Below are 18,345 nucleotides of genomic sequence, written 5' to 3' on the forward strand. Positions count from 1 at the left end.
GACGCGGTTCATCGGCCAGTCTGGCCGTATGGAAATTCCCGAAGAGTGGCTGCGGTACTTCGATGAGCTGTCCCGCAGCAGGCCCATGCGCTGGCTGGGATTCGGCACCAGGGAAATCGCGAACTTCCTGCTTCCGGCCTGTTGCGCGGTCTGCGCCCGGGCAGATTTTCGGCTTTGCCCCGAATGCCGCAGTGAAATCCAACGCCAACTGAGCCTGCCGCCCCTGCCGGACACGCATCATCTCTATGTCGAGCTTCCCGCGCTCGGCCAGCAGCTTGCCGTTAGTTCCTGCGGCGCTTACGGCAAGGAGCTGGCTCGGGCTTTGCTGGCATTCAAGAACAAGCAGCGCTACTTCCTCGTCTCGCTCTTCGCCCCTTATCTTGCTGCCGCGCTGAACGCCGGATGCATCCCGCAGCGCGCGAATCTTCCTACCCTGGTGGTGCCGGTGCCCAGTTCGCTCAAGGCAACAGCGCAGCGTGGCTACTCTCCGGTGAAGACGATGCTCGACCACGGCTTCGCTCGCGGGCTGCTGTCGGCAGATCTAGAGTGCCGCACGCTGCTGCACTACCGCCTCGGTTCCGCCTTGGGCGGGGCGCAGAAAACCAAGAGCGGTTCAGACCGGCGCGGCGGCCGAACCCATTTCGTTGCCGAGCGTGCCAGCGCTAATGGCCAGCCGGTCATCCTGGTCGACGACGTCCTAACCACCGGTTCGACGTTGCGGCACGCGGCCATGGCCTGCCATGAGGCAGGATATGACGTCACCAGCGCGGTGGTACTGGCTTTGACGAGACCGCCAAATAATGCACCTGAACAGTAATTACGCTTACCGCGATCGGAAATTGTGAGCCCGGATACTTGAATCTTGGCCACGGTGGCATAAGGTGAAGTATGGGATGCATCACAGATGCAGCTAAAAGCCCATCTTCAGTCCGAAAGGATGGAACTTTCGGACTGTTGTGTCACCCGACTCCCTATTGGAGGACACCATGGAGCTGAACTACAGCGGACGCAACATCACCATTTCGGATCGTTTCCGTGAGTATGTTGACGAGAAAATCACCAAGGTTGACCAGCTGGCCACCAAAATACAGCGCATCGACGTCAAGGTCCTCAAAGAAGCACACGCTCGTGATCAGAGCACTGCACTGTCCGTTGAATTGACCGTTGTTGGCCGTGGCCCAGCAATTCGAGCCGAGGCTCGCGGCGCTGACAAGTTCGCGGCTTTCGACATCGCGTTCGCAAAACTGCTTGAACGCCTGCGCAAGGCCCGCGACAAGCGCAAGGTGCATCGCGGCAACCACACCCCGCTGGCTGTCCACCAGGCAACTGGCGGCCTGCCTACCGCATCGAGCGGCAAGTCGTTGGTTGAAGAAACCATCGAAGCCCAGAAAGCCGCGGAAGCTGCCGAAGTCGAGGCCAACGCCGAGTACTCGCCAGTGGTCATCCGCCGCAAGTCCTTCCCTGCAGAAGTGATGAGCGTTGATGACGCAGTGGACCGCATGGAACTGGTCGGCCATCCGTTCTACCTTTTCATCGATGAAGCCACCGGCGAGCACGCCGTGGTCTATGGCCGCACCCAGTACCAGTACGGTGTCATCTCCTTGGATCCATCACTGAACTCCAATGAAGAAGCCACCAGGGAAACTCGCGGCTACCGTGACAAAGCCTTGGCAACAGAAGGCTAGTCATCGGAACCACAACTAGCGTGGGCGGCCAACGCATTCTCAGCCTCAAGCAGGCACGAAGAATCGCGTTGGCCGCCCAAGGCCTGTCCAAGGGCAGGAAAGAACAACCCGTCACCGCGCGGAGAATCGTCAGCGCTATCGGCAGTATCGCGCAATTGCAGATTGACTCGGTGAACGTCGTTCGCAGGGCCCATTACATGCCGATGTTCGCCCGGCTCGGCGCCTATGACACCAAGGTGCTGGACCAGCTTCTGGCCAAACCGCTCAGCCCTATCACCGAATATTGGGCCCATGAGGCCTCGGTGGTCAGCTCCGAACTCATTCAAGACCTGCGGGTATGGCAGCGCCGAACCTGGATCGATAAATCAGATGGGTTCTCCGCCGAACAGCATGACCTCTCGGATCGCGTCCTTGAATACCTGTCCAATAATCCAGGCTCCAGCGCCCGGCAAATCAGCCAGGCTTTGGACGTCGCCCCGGTCGGGGAGAAAAAGCATTGGGGGTGGAATTGGAATGACACCAAGTTCGTCACCGAGTCCCTTTTCGCCCAAGCCAAGATCTTGACGCTGGGACGCAACTCCCAGTTTGAACGCCGTTACGCACTAGCCGCGGATGTGGTGGGCACGCAACAGGAACTCGATGCGGCGCAGCGGCACGAGGCCCTCGCCCGGCTGGTTGTCCGGGCCATGGATGCCCTTGGCATCGCCACCGCTCACTGCGTCGCAGAGTATTTCCGTCTTCCGGTGCGCGCGGCGAAAGAAGAGCTCGCCCAGCAGGCACGTGCTGGTCTCATCGAAGAAGTACAGGTTGCCGGCATTGCCGAGCCTTGCTATTTGCAGGCCGGCACCGAGATTCCGCGCAGGATCGATCCTGACCTGCGTTTGCTGTCACCTTTTGATTCGATGGTTTTCAATCGCCGCCGGCTGGAGAAGTTCTTCGGGTTCGAATACCGCATCGAAATCTACGTGCCGGAAAATCAGCGCCGCTACGGCTACTACGTTTTCCCGATGCTTTTCGGCGAAGAGTTCGTGGGCCGAGTGGATCTGAAAGCTGACCGGGCCAGGTCGGTGCTGCACGCAAAGCAGGTGCATTACGAGCAGGGTGTCGACGCCAGTGTCGAGGCTGGATTGCGAGCCGAGCTGGATCGCATGGCGCGCTGGCTGGAACTTGAACGAGTGGAAATCGGGCTGTGAAGGGCCTGTTGATCAAATCGCTGTTCGCTATAAGAACAGCGCAAATGGGATTGAAATAGCCAGATGTGCTGTTTTCCTCACGTAGACTGAAGACGCCAGAAATTACTGTGCTTGAGATATTGGGAGCTACCACGTGGCATCATTGCTAGAACGTATTTTGCGTACCGGCGACAAGAAGATTCTGAAGACTCTTCGTAAGTACGCCGACACGATCAATACGTTGGAAGTCGAAATTCGCGAACTTTCGGACGAAGAGCTCAAGGGTGAAACCGACAAGTTCCGCGAACGTTTGGCTAACGGTGAGACGTTGGATGACTTGCTCCCAGAAGCTTTTGCGGTGGTCCGCGAAGCCTCGGACCGGGTCCTTGGCATGCGCCACTTCGATGTCCAGCTCATGGGCGGTGCTGCCCTGCATCTGGGAAACATCGCTGAAATGCGTACCGGTGAAGGCAAGACCCTGGTCGCTACCGCACCGGCTTACCTGAACGCGTTGACCGGTGACGGCGTGCACGTGGTGACAACCAACGACTTCCTCGCCCAGTACCAGTCGGATCTGATGGGTCGCGTCTTCCGCTTCCTCGGTCTGACCTGCGGCTGCATTCTCTCCAGCCAGAAGCCTGCCGAGCGGCGCAAGCAGTATGAAGCCGATATCACCTACGGCACGAACAACGAGTTCGGATTCGACTACCTGCGCGACAACATGGCGTGGAGCAAGGACGAGCTGGTCCAGCGCGGACACAACTTCGTCATCGTCGATGAGGTCGACTCGATCCTGATCGATGAGGCGCGTACCCCGCTGATCATTTCCGGACAGGCTTCGGGAGATGTGAACCGCTGGTACACCGAATTCTCCAAGATCGTCTCGCGACTGAAGCGTGAAGACGATTACGAGGTCGACGAAAAGAAGCGCACCATCGGCGTGCTGGAGTCGGGCATCGAAAAGGTCGAGGACTACCTGGGCATCGATAACCTCTACGAAGCGAACAACACCCCGCTGATCGGCTTCCTGAACAGCGCCATTAAGGCCAAGGAACTGTTCAAGAAGGACAAGGACTACGTCGTTGTCAACGGCGAAGTCATGATCGTTGACGAGCATACCGGCCGTGCACTGGCTGGCCGCCGCTACTCCGAGGGCATGCACCAGGCCATCGAGGCCAAGGAAAACGTTGAGATCAAGGCCGAGAACCAGACTCTGGCCACCGTGACCTTGCAGAACTACTTCCGCATGTACGCCAAGATCTCGGGCATGACCGGTACGGCGCAGACCGAGGCCGCGGAATTCATGGGTACCTACAAGCTGGGCGTGGTGGAGATTCCCACCAATAAGCCAGCAATCCGCATGGACCAGTCGGACTACATCTACAAGAATGAAGTCGCCAAGTTCAATGCTGTGGTTGAGGACATTGCCGAGCGCCATGCGACGGGACAGCCGATCCTGGTGGGCACCACCAGCGTGGAAAAGAGCGAATACCTCTCCCGGCTGCTCTCCAAGAAGGGCATCCGCCACGAGGTGCTCAACGCCAAGCAGCACGCTCGCGAAGCTGCCGTGGTCGCGATGGCCGGCCGCAAGAACGCGGTGACCGTTTCTACCAACATGGCCGGCCGCGGTACCGACATCATGCTCGGCGGCAACGCTGAGTTCCTGGCCGTGGCCGAGATGGAGCGCCGTGGCCTGGATGCGGAGAACAACCCGGAAGAGTACAACACGGTCTGGGACGAAGTCTTTGACAAGGCGAAGGAAACCGTCGCCAACGAATCGAAGGAAGTTGCGGCGCTCGGCGGCCTGTACGTGCTGGGCACCGAACGGCACGAATCACGCCGCATCGATAACCAGCTGCGTGGTCGCTCCGGCCGCCAGGGCGACCCGGGCGAATCGCGTTTCTACCTGTCGATGACCGATGACCTGATGCGCCGGTTCAACTCCGGGATGGCCGAGCGCATCATGAACAACCCGTCGATGCCAGATGACGTGGCGCTGGAATCCAAGATGGTTTCGCGCGCCATTGAGTCCGCCCAGGCACAGGTGGAAGGCGTCAACGCCGAGCAGCGCAAGAATGTGCTGAAATACGATGACGTGATGAACCGCCAGCGTGAAGCGATCTACGCTGACCGCCGTTCCATCCTGGAAGGCGACGACCTCGAAGAAAAGGTCGGCCACTTCCTGGAAGATGTCGTCAAGGCAATGGTCCTGGAAGCGACCCAGGTCGGCGACCCGGACGATTGGGAGCTCAAGTCGTTGTGGACCAACCTCAAGCAGCTGTACCCGATCGGCATCACCATCGATGAAGTTCTCGAAGAGGCCGGCGGAGTGGGGCACCTCTCCGCGCAGTTCCTGGAACGCGAAATCCTCTCGGATGCCCAGTACCAGTACGAAGAGCGGGAAAAGCTTGTTGGTTCTTCCACCATGCGCGATCTGGAGCGCCGTGTAGTGCTCTCGACCATCGGTCGCAAGTGGCAGGAGCACCTGTACGAGATGGATTACCTCAAGGAAGGAATCGGACTGCGTGCCATGGCCCAGCGCGACCCGCTGGTGGAATATCAGCGTGAAGGCTACACCATGTTCCAGACCATGATGGAAGGCATCCGCGAGGAAAGCATCGGAACCCTCTTCAACTTGGAGATCCCCACCGGAGCTGAAGCAGCTGCCGCGCCAGTGGTTGACGAATCGGCGAAGCCGAAGAACCTGCAGTTCACCGGCCCGGATGAAGATGGCGAAGCCAGCACCACTCGCGCCCAGGCAACGTCGAGCAAGAAGAAGAACAAGAAGGCCAAGCGCAGCTAGATTAGCTCCACATCGGTCACCTGCCACCGTCCGTGCCAGGGCTCAATTTGCGGAGCATGTCGTAAACCCTGTTCTGAAAATTGCTGTCTGACATGAAGAAACCCTCCTAGAATCTAATCTAGGAGGGTTTCATGGCTTCTACTTATCTTTTTGACTCTTCGATTTGTGGATGTCATCCCTCATGGCTTTTTTCAACTCTGTCAGGGACTTTTTGTAGAGTTTTGATTTCTCGGAACCATCATTGTCTGTCAAGTTTGATCGCACTTCAGAGGATTTGTCCGTCACGCTAGCGGGTGCGAGTAAGTCAATACGGGCAAGCGTATTGCTAATGTTGTCCACCATCTTCTGAGCGTCTTCTACGGTCTTGTTCTCAAAGGTTGTCTTATTGAAAAGCGTTTGCACCGTCCGGATGAAATCGACGTATGCGATTAGCTTTTCCTCACGGAGCCATTGCCTGTGTTGGTGATTGTGATTCATCCGCGTAACAAGAATCGTCGCTAGCGAGCCAATCAAGGCACCGCCAAAAGCCCCACCTAGTACCGTCCAAAATATCTGCCAATCCATGCTCTAAGCATAGGAGAAGAAGTCATAGTCTTTGGTTTGGCGGGTTCACATTTGCCTTACTGGTGTTAGTTGCTGTTTGTGAGTCGGGTTTTAGCTTTTCGAATTGCACTGATGTGGTGGAGCTTGACTTCCTTGATGGGCATGTCCAGCTCGTAAGCGGTTTCAGCAAAGCTCTTCTTCTCCGAGTTGTTGTTACCGGCTAGGCCGTAATGAGTGGACAGTACTTGGACTTCGGAAGGAGTCAGGTCCGATTCGTCGCCAAGTTCCCTGAAGACGGCCTTAATCTGCTCCCTGACGACCTCCGGGACTTCCTGTGGGCCTTTGTTAATAGGGGAGGCTTCGAGGCCTTCTAGGGCTTCCGTGGTGAATTCGTCCAACCGTACGGAACCCCTTAGAACGTTGTGTACCTGTAGGAAGGTGGACGCGACCATATCATTCTTCGGAGCAAGCTCAAAGGCTTTAAAGATGTTACCCCCTGCCTTGGACATGATGTGGTTGTAGCGACGTATTGTCCGATCCGGGACCGTTAGAGCTTCGGTGGTGGACTTCTCATAGGAAAGCTCTGGAAGTAGCTTATTCTTTATGACTGATGACAAACGGTGATGTCGTGCCGGGTCGAAGGTATGGAGAGCTTCGACGAACGCGCCCTTACAGGCTGAATCACGTTCGTTCGCGTCAAGGTAGATAGCGTTCCTAGAGGAAGCGGCTCTAATTGCTGGTCGGTATGCCGTGAGGAGTGTTTGGGCGGCTTCGTTGTCTCCGGCTTTAGCTCGGGCAATAAGGGCCTTTTCTTCTTCGATATCGAGGGTGTTGAGCAAGTTCACAAATTCCTTTTCAAATAGTATTGACTTTTCATTACATCCATTATATCATTCGAATCTTTCACCCTTGTAAGATACCATCTCGTCAGGCACGCAAAAACCCCTAGATTTCAGGGAAATCTAGGGGTCTTCGGTTAGAGCTAATCCGTACCGTACTTCCGTTTGTCGGAATCTAGGTCGGTAAGAACCTCTTGGAGGAACTGTTTCGTTTCATCTTCGGGAAGTAGATGTAGCGTGTTTCGGATGTCTTCGAACCAGCGTTCCAGCTCCTCCTTGGAATCCTTGACGGATGGTTCCGGCTTGGTGTTCCGGAGGCGGTAGGGTGCGGAGATCTTTTGGTAGGTCTGCTCGGACCGGTCTCTCGGTGAAGTTGTAGATAGACCGGCCTCCTTGAGCTGTTCTGCGGTAAGAATTCTTCGTAGCGCATTACCCGTTGAATACCTCATGCGTGAGGCTAGTTTCTGGCGATCGTCGTGGGATAGGTTCAGGGAATCGAGAATGTCACCGAACCATGTCCGGTACCTGTAGCTTTTACCCATGTAATCCGGATCGCCGTTCGGCCTGTTGAAGTGTTCAAGGCGTGCCTGAATTATCAAGTCGGCAACCTCGGAGTTATCTTCACGGGGTTTGGCCGACGCTAGCCGTTTGGCAATCTCACGTTCGTAAACTTTCAACGGTTTCATGTAAAGACCATACCCCGGATAACACGTGTATCTAAAACTCGTTATCCGGGGTCTGGGGCTAGGCTCCTAAGCCTTCTTCGTCTACCTGCTCTTCAGCGTTCACGTTGTGCTTGGCTAGCTCGTTGGTTCCTAGACCGAGTAAGGCACCAATCAGAACCATGATGGTTTCATCCAAGCCCGGTACTAGGAAGCCTGAGACTACGAGAAGCGCGATGACTGCTCTTGCTACGCCGTAGATGTAGTTGCGGTTTCTGGGTTCGGCTAGGAAGCTCTTGATTTTCTGCATCTTTAGTCCTTAGGTATCTGCTTGGGCGGTACGGAGAGTCCGTTCTTGATCAATTCGTTGACAAGACGGTTGGTGTAGTTCTCCAGCTCGTCAATCTCGGTGTTCAGTTCAAGGATTTCCTTGTCATAGCGAGTGAAGAAGCGGGAGTCAGCGTCTAGCTCCGAGTTTCGGGCTTTGTCCTTGTAGTCGTTTCTGGCTTTGTACCAAGTGACATAACCGCCGGAACCGAATAGGCCCACGATGATTGCGATGATGATAGCTTCCAAAGTGGGCCTCAGTTCTTAGGTAATTTACGGAGCTTTCGGGCAACGTGGGATAGGTGGAAATAGCGTTCAATCATGGATAGTGAGGCCACAATCAGAAGCATGATGACAACGCCGGTTGAGATCCCGATCAGGAGGATTGCCGTGGTGGCACATAGTCCGGTAAGGGGGAGTAGTGAAACCCATTCGATGCGGTACTGGGAAATCATCACGGAAACGGCTGAGGTTGTTCCGAGTGAGAGGATTCCAAGTCCAATCCATGGAAGGGCACCGCTGAAGTAGAAGAAGAGTATTAGTCCCATGATTGCTAACACTGCGTAGCGAGCGAAGAGGCTCACTCGGTGTAGAACCGCTGAAAGTGGCGGCTCCACAACGTATGGGTTGGGAACGTTCGTCATCTTCTACTTACCGTTCTGACTGTTGAGGTAGCGCTGAAGGGCCTTGATGGTCTCCTTCTGCAACTTCCCGTCAATGAGCCACTTCTTGGTGTCTAGGTGGCCCTTCTTGGCTAGGAAGCTCTGTAGGGCCTTGATGGTGGCTGGACCCGGCTTACCGTCGATGACGTACTTATCGGCAGGGTAGTAACCGAGATCTTCAAGCCAGTCCTGAACATCCTTCCAACCGCGTACGCCGATTTTGCCGTCCCATTGCTTGTTCTGGCGTTTGCCGATTGCGTGTAGGAGGATCTGTAGGGCACCAACCGTGAGCGAACCGAAATCACCGTCAACGGCTAGGTCCGCGTAATCAGTTGGGAAAGTGGTTGAGCCGTTCGGCTTATTCTTGGCTGACTGGTCGGCAACCTTCGGCTTCGGCTTGGAAGGGGTTGAAGGTTTGGACGCTACGCCTCCGAGATTCCAAGCGTGGTTCTTCTCTGCGGCCTTGGTGTGCTCGATAGAGATGTGAACGTGCTTGGTGTGGGCGTTGGAGCCTTCGTACTTTCGCCAGCGGCTTCCACCCCAAATGCGGCGGTTATAGATCACGTAGGAAACTCGTGAGTCCTTGATTGCGGCGTTCAACAGTTCGTTGACGTTGATTCCGTCGATGTCCACATCGATTGCACGGACAACGCCTCCATCTGCGTAATCCGGGTTGTGGTCAGATTTGCGTGCGCTGTGTGATGCGTCGCCAATCCAACCGTCTGAGGATTTATCCCTCTTTGGGTACTTCTCGTTGAGCTGAGCGCGAAGCTTCACGAGTGATGGTGCTAGGTAATAAGTCATTTAGTGTCCTTAGGGTTAAGGAAAGGAACCCCTCCATGCGGAAGGGTTCCTTTCGGATAATTATTTGGTTGTGTTAGTTGCTGTTACTGGAATCGAGCTTCTAACGCTTCGAGTCTTGCTTCAAGGTCTCGGATCTTGTCACGCTGTTCCCTGACAAGCGGAATGAGCGCCGGACCAATTCGGTCGTAGTTCACACCGGACAGCTTCTTGTTTCCAAACTCGTCCCTGTCGTAATAGACGAAGGCTGTAGCCCCGGCTTCCTCAACTTCTTCAGCGACCAGACCCGGAGTACGGGTTAGGTCAGTTGGGACATCATCCATTTTGTTGTTCGGATCATCTAGATCATCATTTGTCTCTAGTGCCGTTAGATATTCAGCCAAACGCTCTGAATCACTGCGATCAAACCACCAGCGAGGGTTGACACCCAGAAGTGCATCAATCTGCTCCTGAGGGATGTCCTCAATAGATAGCTTGGCCTCTCTCAGCGAGGTCGCGCGACCCATATAACCGTTCGATGTGATGTACACGTTGGATGACGATGTGTACGTACGGTTATACAGACCCATAGACTTGATCGATGGTGAGGTGGTAGCGGTGTATCCAGTTTCGAAATCATTGATTTGGATAGCAACGTAGGTGTTGCCACCTTGTGCGCGACCTCTAAACTCACCTCTAATCCAAAGGTTACTTGTGACATCCAGCAACCCACCTGTAGCACCATCGATACCAGCGGAAAGCTTGATTGCGTTTCGTGCTGTGTATCCCGGAATGGATGGAGGACGGATTGTCAACGTTGGCGTAGTGTAGTCAGACCAAGGGTCATTATCGAACGCACGAATTGTTGCGGCAATGATCTGGTTTGGAACTTCCCATGCGGCGTAAGCACCCAATGTGTCGTTATCGATGATGAAGTTGTAGTTACTACCGGCACCGGCACCGTTGAACTGATACCTCGAACCAATGATATTCGCACCAGTAATGGTCATACCATCGATAGCATCAGCTTTGAGCTTGTCCGTTGTGATGGAACCTTCTACAATCAACTCTCCGGTGACAGCTTCCGAGATGTTGAGGTTGGAGAAGTCACAAGAAGAACCCGTAGGGAACCCTGCTTGAAGATACAAGCCCGGAATGAGGAACGTATTAGTAGCGTCGGCAGGGACCGAAACCTTGCCTTCCATCTTGACCCATGTGTTGGCCGGGATGGTTGAAACTCCGGTTGTCGTAAGCGAGTTGTAGACAGCCGAAGGGGACGTGAACACGAAGCCTGATCCAGTGTCCTTCACAAGTCGGTTGAAGACCGCAATGACACTGTTTGCCGATATGTTTACGGTTGGTCTAACCCAAACGGAAACCACGTATGAGCGCCCCGGAACTACCGGGAAACGTCGAACATCGTCTGCCCCGTTACCATAATAGCTACCCGTCTGGCCAGTACCCGCCGTAACGCGTACTCGGTTCGAAGAACCGTAGCCGCCTGTATAAGTGGTGAGCTGTGGTCCTGCGTTCCAACCTGTAACATCCTGCATGAGCGGGTCAGGGAATACGTTGGAGCCTTGGCCGATACGGAGCTTGTCCGCTGTAATCTCCTTAGCGGAGATGTGCTGAGCCTTGATAGCTCCAGCCTCAATCTTGTCAGCCGTAATCGCGTTGGCCTTGATCTTGTCTGACTCAACCGCGTTCGTGGCAATCTTGGTGGCCGTGATAGCACCATCAACAACGAGTTCTCCGGAAGACATCTGGATCAACGAAAGATTCGCATACCTCTGTGTGGTAGTGGTTCCGCTGGAGTGGTTCACATAGATATTGATATAGGCGGTCGTTGCGTCACTAGGCATATCAATTTCGCCTGTGTAGTCCACCCAACCGGTTGTGAGGGTCTGTCCGGAGATAGCGTAAGGGTTTCCCGTACCGTTGTTATTGATCTGAACAAAGAATCTAGATCCTGTTGCGGCGGCCTGTGCCTTGACCTTGAAGCGGAACCTACCACCTCCATTGACCTCGAAGACGGATGAACGGACGTTACCGGTACTGGTTACGCTCATGTAAGGGAATGTAGCTCCCACAACTCTTTGGGGGTTCCCGGATGAGTTGCCCCAACCGTCAAGGTCTGTCAAGAAGTTCGCATTCGGTATGAGGTTGTTCGTACCACCGATTACTACCATGTCGGCTGTAATCTTCTTGGACATAACAACGTCAGACCAAAGCTTGGTAATCACCGCTTCGTTGATTTTCGCCGTACCAGTCGTAACCAGATCCTTGACATCCAGCTTGAGGAACTGACCAACCTTGGCGGATAGGCTCTCGGAAGCGGTGATGTGCTTAGCTTCGATAGCGCCGTCAACAATGAGGGAGGCACCCTTCTTCCTGTAGAGGGAAGGGAGGTCTACGCGAACTCCGCCGGGCTGGTCTTGGCGAATGTAGACAAGAGCATATACAGCGGTTGCCGGAGCCTTCCCATCAATTGAAATCTTCTGCCAAGACCAAGTTAGGGGTGTAGCCGAAGATGTGATGGTGGAGACGTTTGAACCTGCGGCATTATACCAATAAATCGCTACACGCACACCCGGCATACTACCGGCGTAACTCCCACCAGCCTTGATGTAGGTAGAGAACACTAACTCTTCTTCAGGCTCAACCGTCCATCTACTGCTAAATCCACCGCCAACACTTCCGTTACTGAATTGCCATGTAAGAGTATTAGACCCCGGATTAACCCAATCAGCGTCCATAAACATATGGTCACCGTCCGCGACTCCAGCACCTTTCTGGAGTGTTGGGTTTTTTGGATTACCGTAGCCAGTGATATTGCTTCTAGACGAATCTAGGGTTGACACCATATCCCAAGGGAGTAGGTTCTCGCCTTGGCCAACCAGAAGTTGGTCTGTGGTGATCTTCCTTGAGCGGATGACATCCGTCCAGAGCTTGTTGATTACGGCCTCGGACATCGTTCCGGTGGTTGCGAAGAGGTTCTTCACGTCCACGGTTTGGAAGGCCGCTGTCTGTCCGGCAATGTGCTGGGCTACCAAGTCGGAAATGACTCCGGTCCCAACGGTCAACTTACCTACATCGAGGTTAGCGATTGCCGATGTGGTGATTTGGGAAGACTGCCAAGCGGAACCAGACCAATACCATTCACCGATGACATTCTTGGAAGCATCGATTCGACGCCAAAGGTCATTGACGTTCGTTCCGGTACCTGAAGGAGCGGAAGTGGAGTAGAAGACCTTGGACTTGGTACCGGCCATAGTCAATGCGTTATCTGCATTGGTCAGAGCTGAACCGGCTTTATCTAGGGCTTCCTGTGCCTTGGACTGAGCACTAGCGGCGGCGGTAGCGGCATCGGTAGCGGCTTTATCTGTGACCGCTACCCAAGCGGTGCCGTTCCAACGCTTAGGGGTGTTGGCTCCTGAGGTGGTATCAATCCATAGAGTTACCGCGTTCCTGTCTACAACTGCGGGAACCGTGCTCTGGATAAGAGCCTTACCCTTTCCGTTAGCGATTCCGGTAGCGGTGAGGGCATCTTGGGCGGCTTGGTCGGCCTTGGTCTGCGCATTAGAAGCGGCGGTAGCGTTGGCTTGTGTCGCTTGGTCAACTTCACCAATCTCGATGAATGCGTCATTAACTCGTTGCTCGGCTGTTCCGAGACGTGTTTCATGTCCGGCAAGATCGGTCTCCGCTCCAGACAATCGACCACGGAGTTCATTCCCAGTGGTTGTGATTTCTTGGTGAGCGGCTTCGATGTTTGCCTCAACGGCTGGGAGACGGACAGTCTCAAGGTTGTCCAAGTCTTCCCGCGTAGTGGTTATTGTTTGCTCGGCTTGGGCTAGCTTGTCGTTGAGTTGTTGAGCCTCGGTGATTACACCGCCAAATCTCTGGTCGATGTCGTCAAGGACTTCGGTCATCTCGATTGTTTCCACGAGAGGTGTTACCTCTACGGAAGCAATGTCTGATTCAAGGGAGCGGGAACCTGAGGTGGATACGGCAACGAAGCGTACGTAGTGGGTTCCGTATTCAACGGCAAGCGTGACTGAGCCTCCGCGTTGGCCGGTGATGGTTCCGACAAGGGTTCCTGCGCTGGACTCGAAATCATCGTCTGTCGAAGAGTGGACTTCGATCTGGAGAAGGTCCGGAGCTACGTATTCTTCGACGTAGCTACCATCCCAAGTTGCGGTGATTGTTCCGAGATAAGCGGAAACGAGCGGTGCTGACGGTTTGCTTGGTTCCCTGCCCGGAAGAACTAGTTGGTCTCCGGATTCCGTATTACCTTTCGGCCCAACGACATCGACAACGTTGCCCTCGGAGTCGGTGACAACTAGGTTACCTTCGGGAACGGATGAGTAGGGGAGTCTCGGCGCAATGTGGGAAGCTCTCTGGAGCTTCCTCAGGTCGGATAGTTCCTTAGCCAATTTACGTGCTTCAGGTGAGTTTGGATTAGACAACTTGTACCTCCAATTCGGCGGTGTCTGTATCGGGTGAGTAACTGATTCGCAAAATTCGGACCCATGTATCTAGGTCGGCCCAACCGGCATCTCCGGTAACTCGAATTTCGTCGCCGGGAGAGAAGGTCCCGAACTCTGCGAGTGGATGATTGATGACCGTGATTTGGTCGATGGTGCGTTGGGCCTGTGCCTCTTTGAGGAAGCGTTTTGCCTCGGAATCGGCTTTGGCCGTAGAGGTTGCTTGAGGAGCGGCCTCTACTACGACTTTGCGAAGACCTCCGGTGTTCGAGTGCTTTTCCTTACGGACTCGCTTCTCACCTTCACCGGCCCCCAGCACCAAAACCCCGGAAGCGTATTCTGTGAACTTGACGCTTGGGACTACGGAGACGTTCTGGCCGATTTCGAAGTAGATGTTGGTACGTCGTGCTCCGATAGGGTTACCCATTTGAAGGCGGTAGTGGATGTCATCCCCACTCCATGAAGAACGTTCGCGGTATTCGATACCGGATTGCTCAACCATGTCTCCAATCACTTTCTGGAGGTCATCGGTTTCGGACCAATCGAGGATCAGCGGTTCGGCTTCTTCCTCGGATAGGTCACGGATTTGGTCTTCGATGGTCTTGATTACGGTCTTCTGGTTCTTGACCTTTTGGACTGCGGCATCGTATGCCGTCTTCTTCAAGCGGTAGTTAGTTATCGCGGTCAGGATTGCGGCGGTGTTGGTGGTGATTTCAACCCAAGCCGTTCCGTTGTGATAGAAGATCTTTGAATCATCGGTGTCACGGAAGAGGTTGTTTTTGGCCGCTTTCTTCCCGGAAGGCTTGGCACTCTGTTCGAGGATTTCACCAACGGACTTACGCTTTGCGGCGGTGAAGACTGCCTTCTTGGCGACGGCTACTTGAGCGTTGGAGGTCTGGACATCCTTCTCAAGCTGTTCAAGCTTCCTCTTCTCGGCGGTTAGCTTGGTCTTAGCGTTGGTGAGGTTTCGGCCTTCCGGCTTACCTACCCTGACATCCGTCGTGATGGAGTCAATGGATACATCCGGGAGTGAGTCCGGGAAAGACAATAGGTAGGACCAGCAATCACGAATGACCTTTGCCGGGTCCGTCGAGATGTAGGTTTTCTTCTTGCCTAGGTACGGTTGCTCCGATGGGTAGACCGAGAAACCGCCAGCGGAGATGCTGAGAGTTTCATTCTGAATTTCAATGGTGTCGATGATTCCGGAGGAGATGATTTCTCCGTCTCGCTCAACGTGGAGCATAGTTCCGTATTCACGGATTGCGAGTTCTCCGTTGGGCTTTTGGAGAGCCGAATATTCGACCGGCAAAGTACCGGAGATGTCGCCGGGTGCGTTGATAGCGTCTGTGATGGTGACGTTGGTTAGTGGAACGTCTAGGTCGATGAATTCCTTGTCTGGGACGCTTTGAAGTAGGTATCTCCATTCGCTCATTGGGGTTCCTTTCTGAAAGTTAAATGAAAAACCCCAGCTCAAACGAGCCGGGGTTTTTACGGGCCTCTACTTATGAATGTGGCCAGTTATTATCCGTCTAGAAGATCATCGTCACGGGTCTCAAGGAAGCGGACCTGAAGACTCATACCGGACATGCCGTCCAATGAAACTGAGTTGGCTACTCCACCAGCTCGGCGTGCTTTCGGCACGAAGAGTTGGGAAGTTCCGCGCATTGCGGCTGGGATATAGACATCATCAACAGCAATCCAGTTAGCACGAGAGACATTGGTAGCGGCGGGAGTATCCCATTGGAACTTCTGTGTAGCGTATTGACGTTCGGAGGGTGCCTTGTATGGACCCCATTCAAGCCACGAAGAACCGTGGGCATTTCCTGCGGCATAGCGTACGCCTAACCATTCACAACGAATTTGCATCCTTACAGCCCAATCCGGGACCTGTATTGTCTGCGTTGCGGCGTTGATGAAATATTCTCCGACTTCCGACGTGGCGGTGAGGGTCTCCGATCCGGCTGTCACGGTAGGCATTGGGTACCAGACATCCTGAGTTCTAGGATTCGCTAGGTTCCTCAGGTCATTGACCATTGCGTTCGTGATAGTGCCGGTACTAGCCGGGAGTTTGATCAGTGCGAGGGCAATCGCGGGGTATGCGAGGTTGAGATCCTTGACCGAATTCGTGGAGGCCGGGACTCCCTGTACAACCTCTAGGCGGCAATAGGAGAAGTTGTTTACGTTTACCGGTGCGGAACCTTCGAAGGCGGTGTCCTGAATACGGAGAACAACTAGGTCGTTGCGACCACCTGTAGAAGAAGTGGCATTGATGGTGACTTCCGTCTGGGAGTCAATAACCCCGACATAGGACTGACCGTGTGCTCCGGTGTAGCGTGAAGGGATTGCGGCCACTCCTCTTGCGACGCGAACTTTTCCGGTAGGTGTGGGCATTGCTGAGACTTTCATATCTCCGGGATTTGCAATACCTGACTTGCCTTGGGTTGCTAGATAGGCCACGGAACGGGCTACAGCGGAATCGTGCTCAACACCTTCTTGAGATACGAACCACGGGACGTTGTTTACTGCCATTTAATGGACTTCCTTACGTGTGTTGTCTACCGCGTCTTGTGCGGCTAAAGCTTGGGTATAGGGACCTTTCAAATGGAGAAGACAGCCTCCCGGTGAAAGGTGTAAGCCGGGAGGCTGTCCTAGAGCGGTGGAATACTCACCCTCTACTAGTAGATGTGGCCAGTATTAGGCTTGTAGGCCTGTATAAGCGTCTGACCAACGGACCTCAACCTTGGATAATGCCGTTGAATCGCTTCCGGAGAAGAACCACTCTGACTGACCGGCTGGAAGGGTCAAGGTTGACAGTCGGGTTCTCGTGGGGAGTAATCCCGGAACCGAAGAACCGTTCCTCTTCTTGACTGTTCCGAGTCGTGCATCAATCTCAATCCAGTCACCTTGGGCAATGGAGGTGCGAAGACCGAACTCCTGGCCCTTGGAATTCCTCAGGCGGGGTTGGCTAATCGGTCCATAGAACCTAGCAACCATCGGACTCGGGCGGTCTCCGTCATTCGTGATGAATCGAGCGGATTCCCCGGATGAACCTGAGGAGGTGAGAGGGCTTACTAGCGGTGCTACCAAGCCTCCTCGCTTCTCAGGGACATAGGTCAGAGTGGTTGAGTTCTCGGACCCGGAGTAGTGGTTGGGGTCCGTAACGGTGAAGTCTGCTGTAATGCGACCAACACCGAGACGCGCTAGGACATCCGGAGTGAGTCCGGTGAATGCTCCCGGCCTTCCGTAGACCCTGAACCACTTCACACCGTCCATCGAGTAACTAAGTGCTACCGGGACGTTGGAGGTAAGGCGAGTTGATGCCTTCTTCCATTCACGTTCCAGCTTGTTTGCCTCGGCCATAGCTTGAGTGAGGTTGCTCTTGTTCGTCACTATGTCGATGGAGATGGTTGAACCACCAAGCCAGTCCTTACCAACCAACTGACCCTCACCATTGGGACGGTCAACATAGTTGGTACGAAGCTCGGTAGCTCCGAACTGGAAGTCCTCGATGATGAGAGATCCGGTTGGACCTCCAAGTTGGACGTTGCCAATTTTTAGAAACATTTAACGCCCTCCTCGGCGGTTGATACGAACTTGATGATTTACAGCTCCAACGATGTCTTCCGCTGTAGCGGCTGGCTTCGGAACCGAGATGTTGTAGGTGTCACCGGATGGTGTGGTGAGATTACGTTGAGCGTATGAAGCGAGAGTTTGTAGGTCTCGGTTCTGCTGATTCGTGTAGATCGCTTCCGGCTTCTTGGTGAGGTTGGAAACCATCTGCATCTGGCCCGGTGCAAGAACACCTCCGCTATCGTAGAGTGTAGGTTTTTCTACGAGACCGCCCTTGGCGTAATAACCGTGGCTCTTATGGAACTTCCAAGCCTTCTCCGGATCGCCGTAGCGTTCGCGGATGTAGTTCAGACCCCACTTGGCTTGACCCTCCGGGGTACTTTCGAGGGCACCGTGAATGGAGGTCATCTTCTGGAAGAGGCCACGAGCTGAAGAGCTTGGATTAGCGGCATTCGGATTCCATGAGGATTCCTTGTTGATGATCTTGGAGAGCGAGTCCCAGAGACGGCCTGAACCCCAACCGTAACCATTGGCTACGTTGCGAACCTGTGCTTGAACCTCGGAATCCTTACCGTTGAAGAAGTCTTTTACGTTCGAGAATGAATCCTGAGCAAAATCACCCATAGCTTCCGCTTTACCCTTGATCCAGTCGATAGGACCGTTCACGAGTTTTCCGAGAGCACCGGAGGCAATTTGACTAAGCATGTTGCCGGAACCGAACTTCTCGGTGAACTGTCCAACGAACTTGTCCTTCAGATCGAAGAGACCTTGAAGAGGGTTCCAACCTCCACCACCGGAACCGCCTGTAGGCATGATTC

15 protein-coding genes are annotated in these 18,345 nt (G+C 54.3%); 4 read left to right on the top strand and 11 right to left on the bottom strand.

All coding sequences use genetic code 11. The features are described 5' to 3' along the window. Positions 1–28 precede the first annotated feature (28 nt). The 4 genes from AC1Z36_RS09335 to secA all read left to right on the top strand — a co-directional run bounded on the left by AC1Z36_RS09335 (position 29) and on the right by secA (position 5,660). Entirely contained in the window at positions 29–817 is a 789-nt protein-coding gene (locus AC1Z36_RS09335) for a ComF family protein (RefSeq protein ID WP_105661492.1), read from the top strand. A 169-nt stretch (positions 818–986) separates the two neighbouring features. Next, positions 987–1,685 carry a ribosome hibernation-promoting factor, HPF/YfiA family gene (gene hpf, locus AC1Z36_RS09340; protein ID WP_105656863.1) on the top strand — a complete coding sequence of 233 codons (699 nt, stop codon included), beginning with the start codon at positions 987–989 and terminating at the stop codon, positions 1,683–1,685. A 20-nt stretch (positions 1,686–1,705) separates the two neighbouring features. After that, positions 1,706–2,878 (top strand): winged helix-turn-helix domain-containing protein, encoded by a 1,173-nt coding sequence (locus AC1Z36_RS09345; protein ID WP_402734766.1) that lies wholly within the window; start codon positions 1,706–1,708, stop codon positions 2,876–2,878. A gap of 133 nt (positions 2,879–3,011) precedes the next feature. Then, a complete protein-coding gene (gene secA, locus AC1Z36_RS09350; protein WP_105661490.1) occupies positions 3,012–5,660 on the top strand; it encodes a preprotein translocase subunit SecA in 2,649 nt (882 codons plus the stop codon). Positions 5,661–5,798: 138 nt separating this feature from the next. Here the strand turns inward: secA and AC1Z36_RS09355 are convergent, their stop codons facing one another. The 11 genes from AC1Z36_RS09355 to AC1Z36_RS09405 form a co-directional block, all read right to left on the bottom strand. Beyond that, entirely contained in the window at positions 5,799–6,224 is a 426-nt protein-coding gene (locus AC1Z36_RS09355; protein WP_483561195.1) for a hypothetical protein, read from the bottom strand. Positions 6,225–6,289: 65 nt separating this feature from the next. Next, positions 6,290–7,042 carry a helix-turn-helix domain-containing protein gene (locus tag AC1Z36_RS09360; protein ID WP_483561196.1) on the bottom strand — a complete coding sequence of 251 codons (753 nt, stop codon included), beginning with the start codon at positions 7,040–7,042 and terminating at the stop codon, positions 6,290–6,292. Between the two features lie 143 nt (positions 7,043–7,185). Beyond that, positions 7,186–7,728 carry a hypothetical protein gene (locus AC1Z36_RS09365; protein ID WP_483561197.1) on the bottom strand — a complete coding sequence of 181 codons (543 nt, stop codon included), beginning with the start codon at positions 7,726–7,728 and terminating at the stop codon, positions 7,186–7,188. 58 nt (positions 7,729–7,786) lie between these two features. Continuing rightward, the gene (locus AC1Z36_RS09370) at positions 7,787–8,014 is read right to left on the bottom strand and encodes a hypothetical protein (protein WP_483561198.1); all 228 of its coding nucleotides are present in this window, start codon (positions 8,012–8,014) and stop codon (positions 7,787–7,789) included. Positions 8,015–8,016: 2 nt separating this feature from the next. After that, entirely contained in the window at positions 8,017–8,280 is a 264-nt protein-coding gene (locus tag AC1Z36_RS09375; protein ID WP_483561199.1) for a hypothetical protein, read from the bottom strand. A gap of 398 nt (positions 8,281–8,678) precedes the next feature. Continuing rightward, on the bottom strand, positions 8,679–9,497 hold the full coding sequence (locus AC1Z36_RS09380; protein ID WP_483561200.1) for a peptidoglycan-binding domain-containing protein: 819 nt from the start codon (positions 9,495–9,497) through the stop codon (positions 8,679–8,681). Between the two features lie 83 nt (positions 9,498–9,580). Continuing rightward, positions 9,581–13,939: a hypothetical protein gene (locus AC1Z36_RS09385; protein WP_483561201.1), complete on the bottom strand. Its 4,359-nt coding sequence runs from the start codon at positions 13,937–13,939 to the stop codon at positions 9,581–9,583. After that, the gene (locus AC1Z36_RS09390) at positions 13,932–15,389 is read right to left on the bottom strand and encodes a hypothetical protein (RefSeq protein WP_483561202.1); all 1,458 of its coding nucleotides are present in this window, start codon (positions 15,387–15,389) and stop codon (positions 13,932–13,934) included. The genes AC1Z36_RS09385 and AC1Z36_RS09390 overlap by 8 nt, the downstream gene beginning before the upstream one ends. 89 nt (positions 15,390–15,478) lie before the next feature. Continuing rightward, the gene (locus AC1Z36_RS09395; RefSeq protein WP_483561203.1) at positions 15,479–16,486 is read right to left on the bottom strand and encodes a hypothetical protein; all 1,008 of its coding nucleotides are present in this window, start codon (positions 16,484–16,486) and stop codon (positions 15,479–15,481) included. A gap of 165 nt (positions 16,487–16,651) precedes the next feature. Next, positions 16,652–17,521: a phage tail family protein gene (locus AC1Z36_RS09400; RefSeq protein ID WP_483561204.1), complete on the bottom strand. Its 870-nt coding sequence runs from the start codon at positions 17,519–17,521 to the stop codon at positions 16,652–16,654. Beyond that, positions 17,522–18,340, bottom strand: coding sequence for an aggregation-promoting factor C-terminal-like domain-containing protein (locus AC1Z36_RS09405; RefSeq protein ID WP_483561205.1), 819 nt, complete (start codon positions 18,338–18,340; stop codon positions 17,522–17,524). Positions 18,341–18,345: the final 5 nt, after the last annotated feature.

It is taken from the genome of Glutamicibacter sp. BS14, assembly GCF_056934375.1.

Excerpts from the sequence above, each read along its gene's own strand:
- AC1Z36_RS09335 (WP_105661492.1), top strand. The coding sequence starts at position 29 with ATGGAAATTCCCGAAGAGTGGCTGCGGTACTTCGATGAGCTGTCCCGC.
- hpf (WP_105656863.1), top strand. The coding sequence starts at position 987 with ATGGAGCTGAACTACAGCGGACGCAACATCACCATTTCGGATCGTTTC.
- AC1Z36_RS09355 (WP_483561195.1), bottom strand. The coding sequence starts at position 6,224 with ATGGATTGGCAGATATTTTGGACGGTACTAGGTGGGGCTTTTGGCGGT.
- AC1Z36_RS09365 (WP_483561197.1), bottom strand. The coding sequence starts at position 7,728 with ATGAAACCGTTGAAAGTTTACGAACGTGAGATTGCCAAACGGCTAGCG.
- AC1Z36_RS09370 (WP_483561198.1), bottom strand. The coding sequence starts at position 8,014 with ATGCAGAAAATCAAGAGCTTCCTAGCCGAACCCAGAAACCGCAACTAC.
- AC1Z36_RS09380 (WP_483561200.1), bottom strand. The coding sequence starts at position 9,497 with ATGACTTATTACCTAGCACCATCACTCGTGAAGCTTCGCGCTCAGCTC.
- AC1Z36_RS09390 (WP_483561202.1), bottom strand. The coding sequence starts at position 15,389 with ATGAGCGAATGGAGATACCTACTTCAAAGCGTCCCAGACAAGGAATTC.
- AC1Z36_RS09395 (WP_483561203.1), bottom strand. The coding sequence starts at position 16,486 with ATGGCAGTAAACAACGTCCCGTGGTTCGTATCTCAAGAAGGTGTTGAG.
- AC1Z36_RS09400 (WP_483561204.1), bottom strand. The coding sequence starts at position 17,521 with ATGTTTCTAAAAATTGGCAACGTCCAACTTGGAGGTCCAACCGGATCT.
- AC1Z36_RS09405 (WP_483561205.1), bottom strand. The coding sequence starts at position 18,340 with ATGCCTACAGGCGGTTCCGGTGGTGGAGGTTGGAACCCTCTTCAAGGT.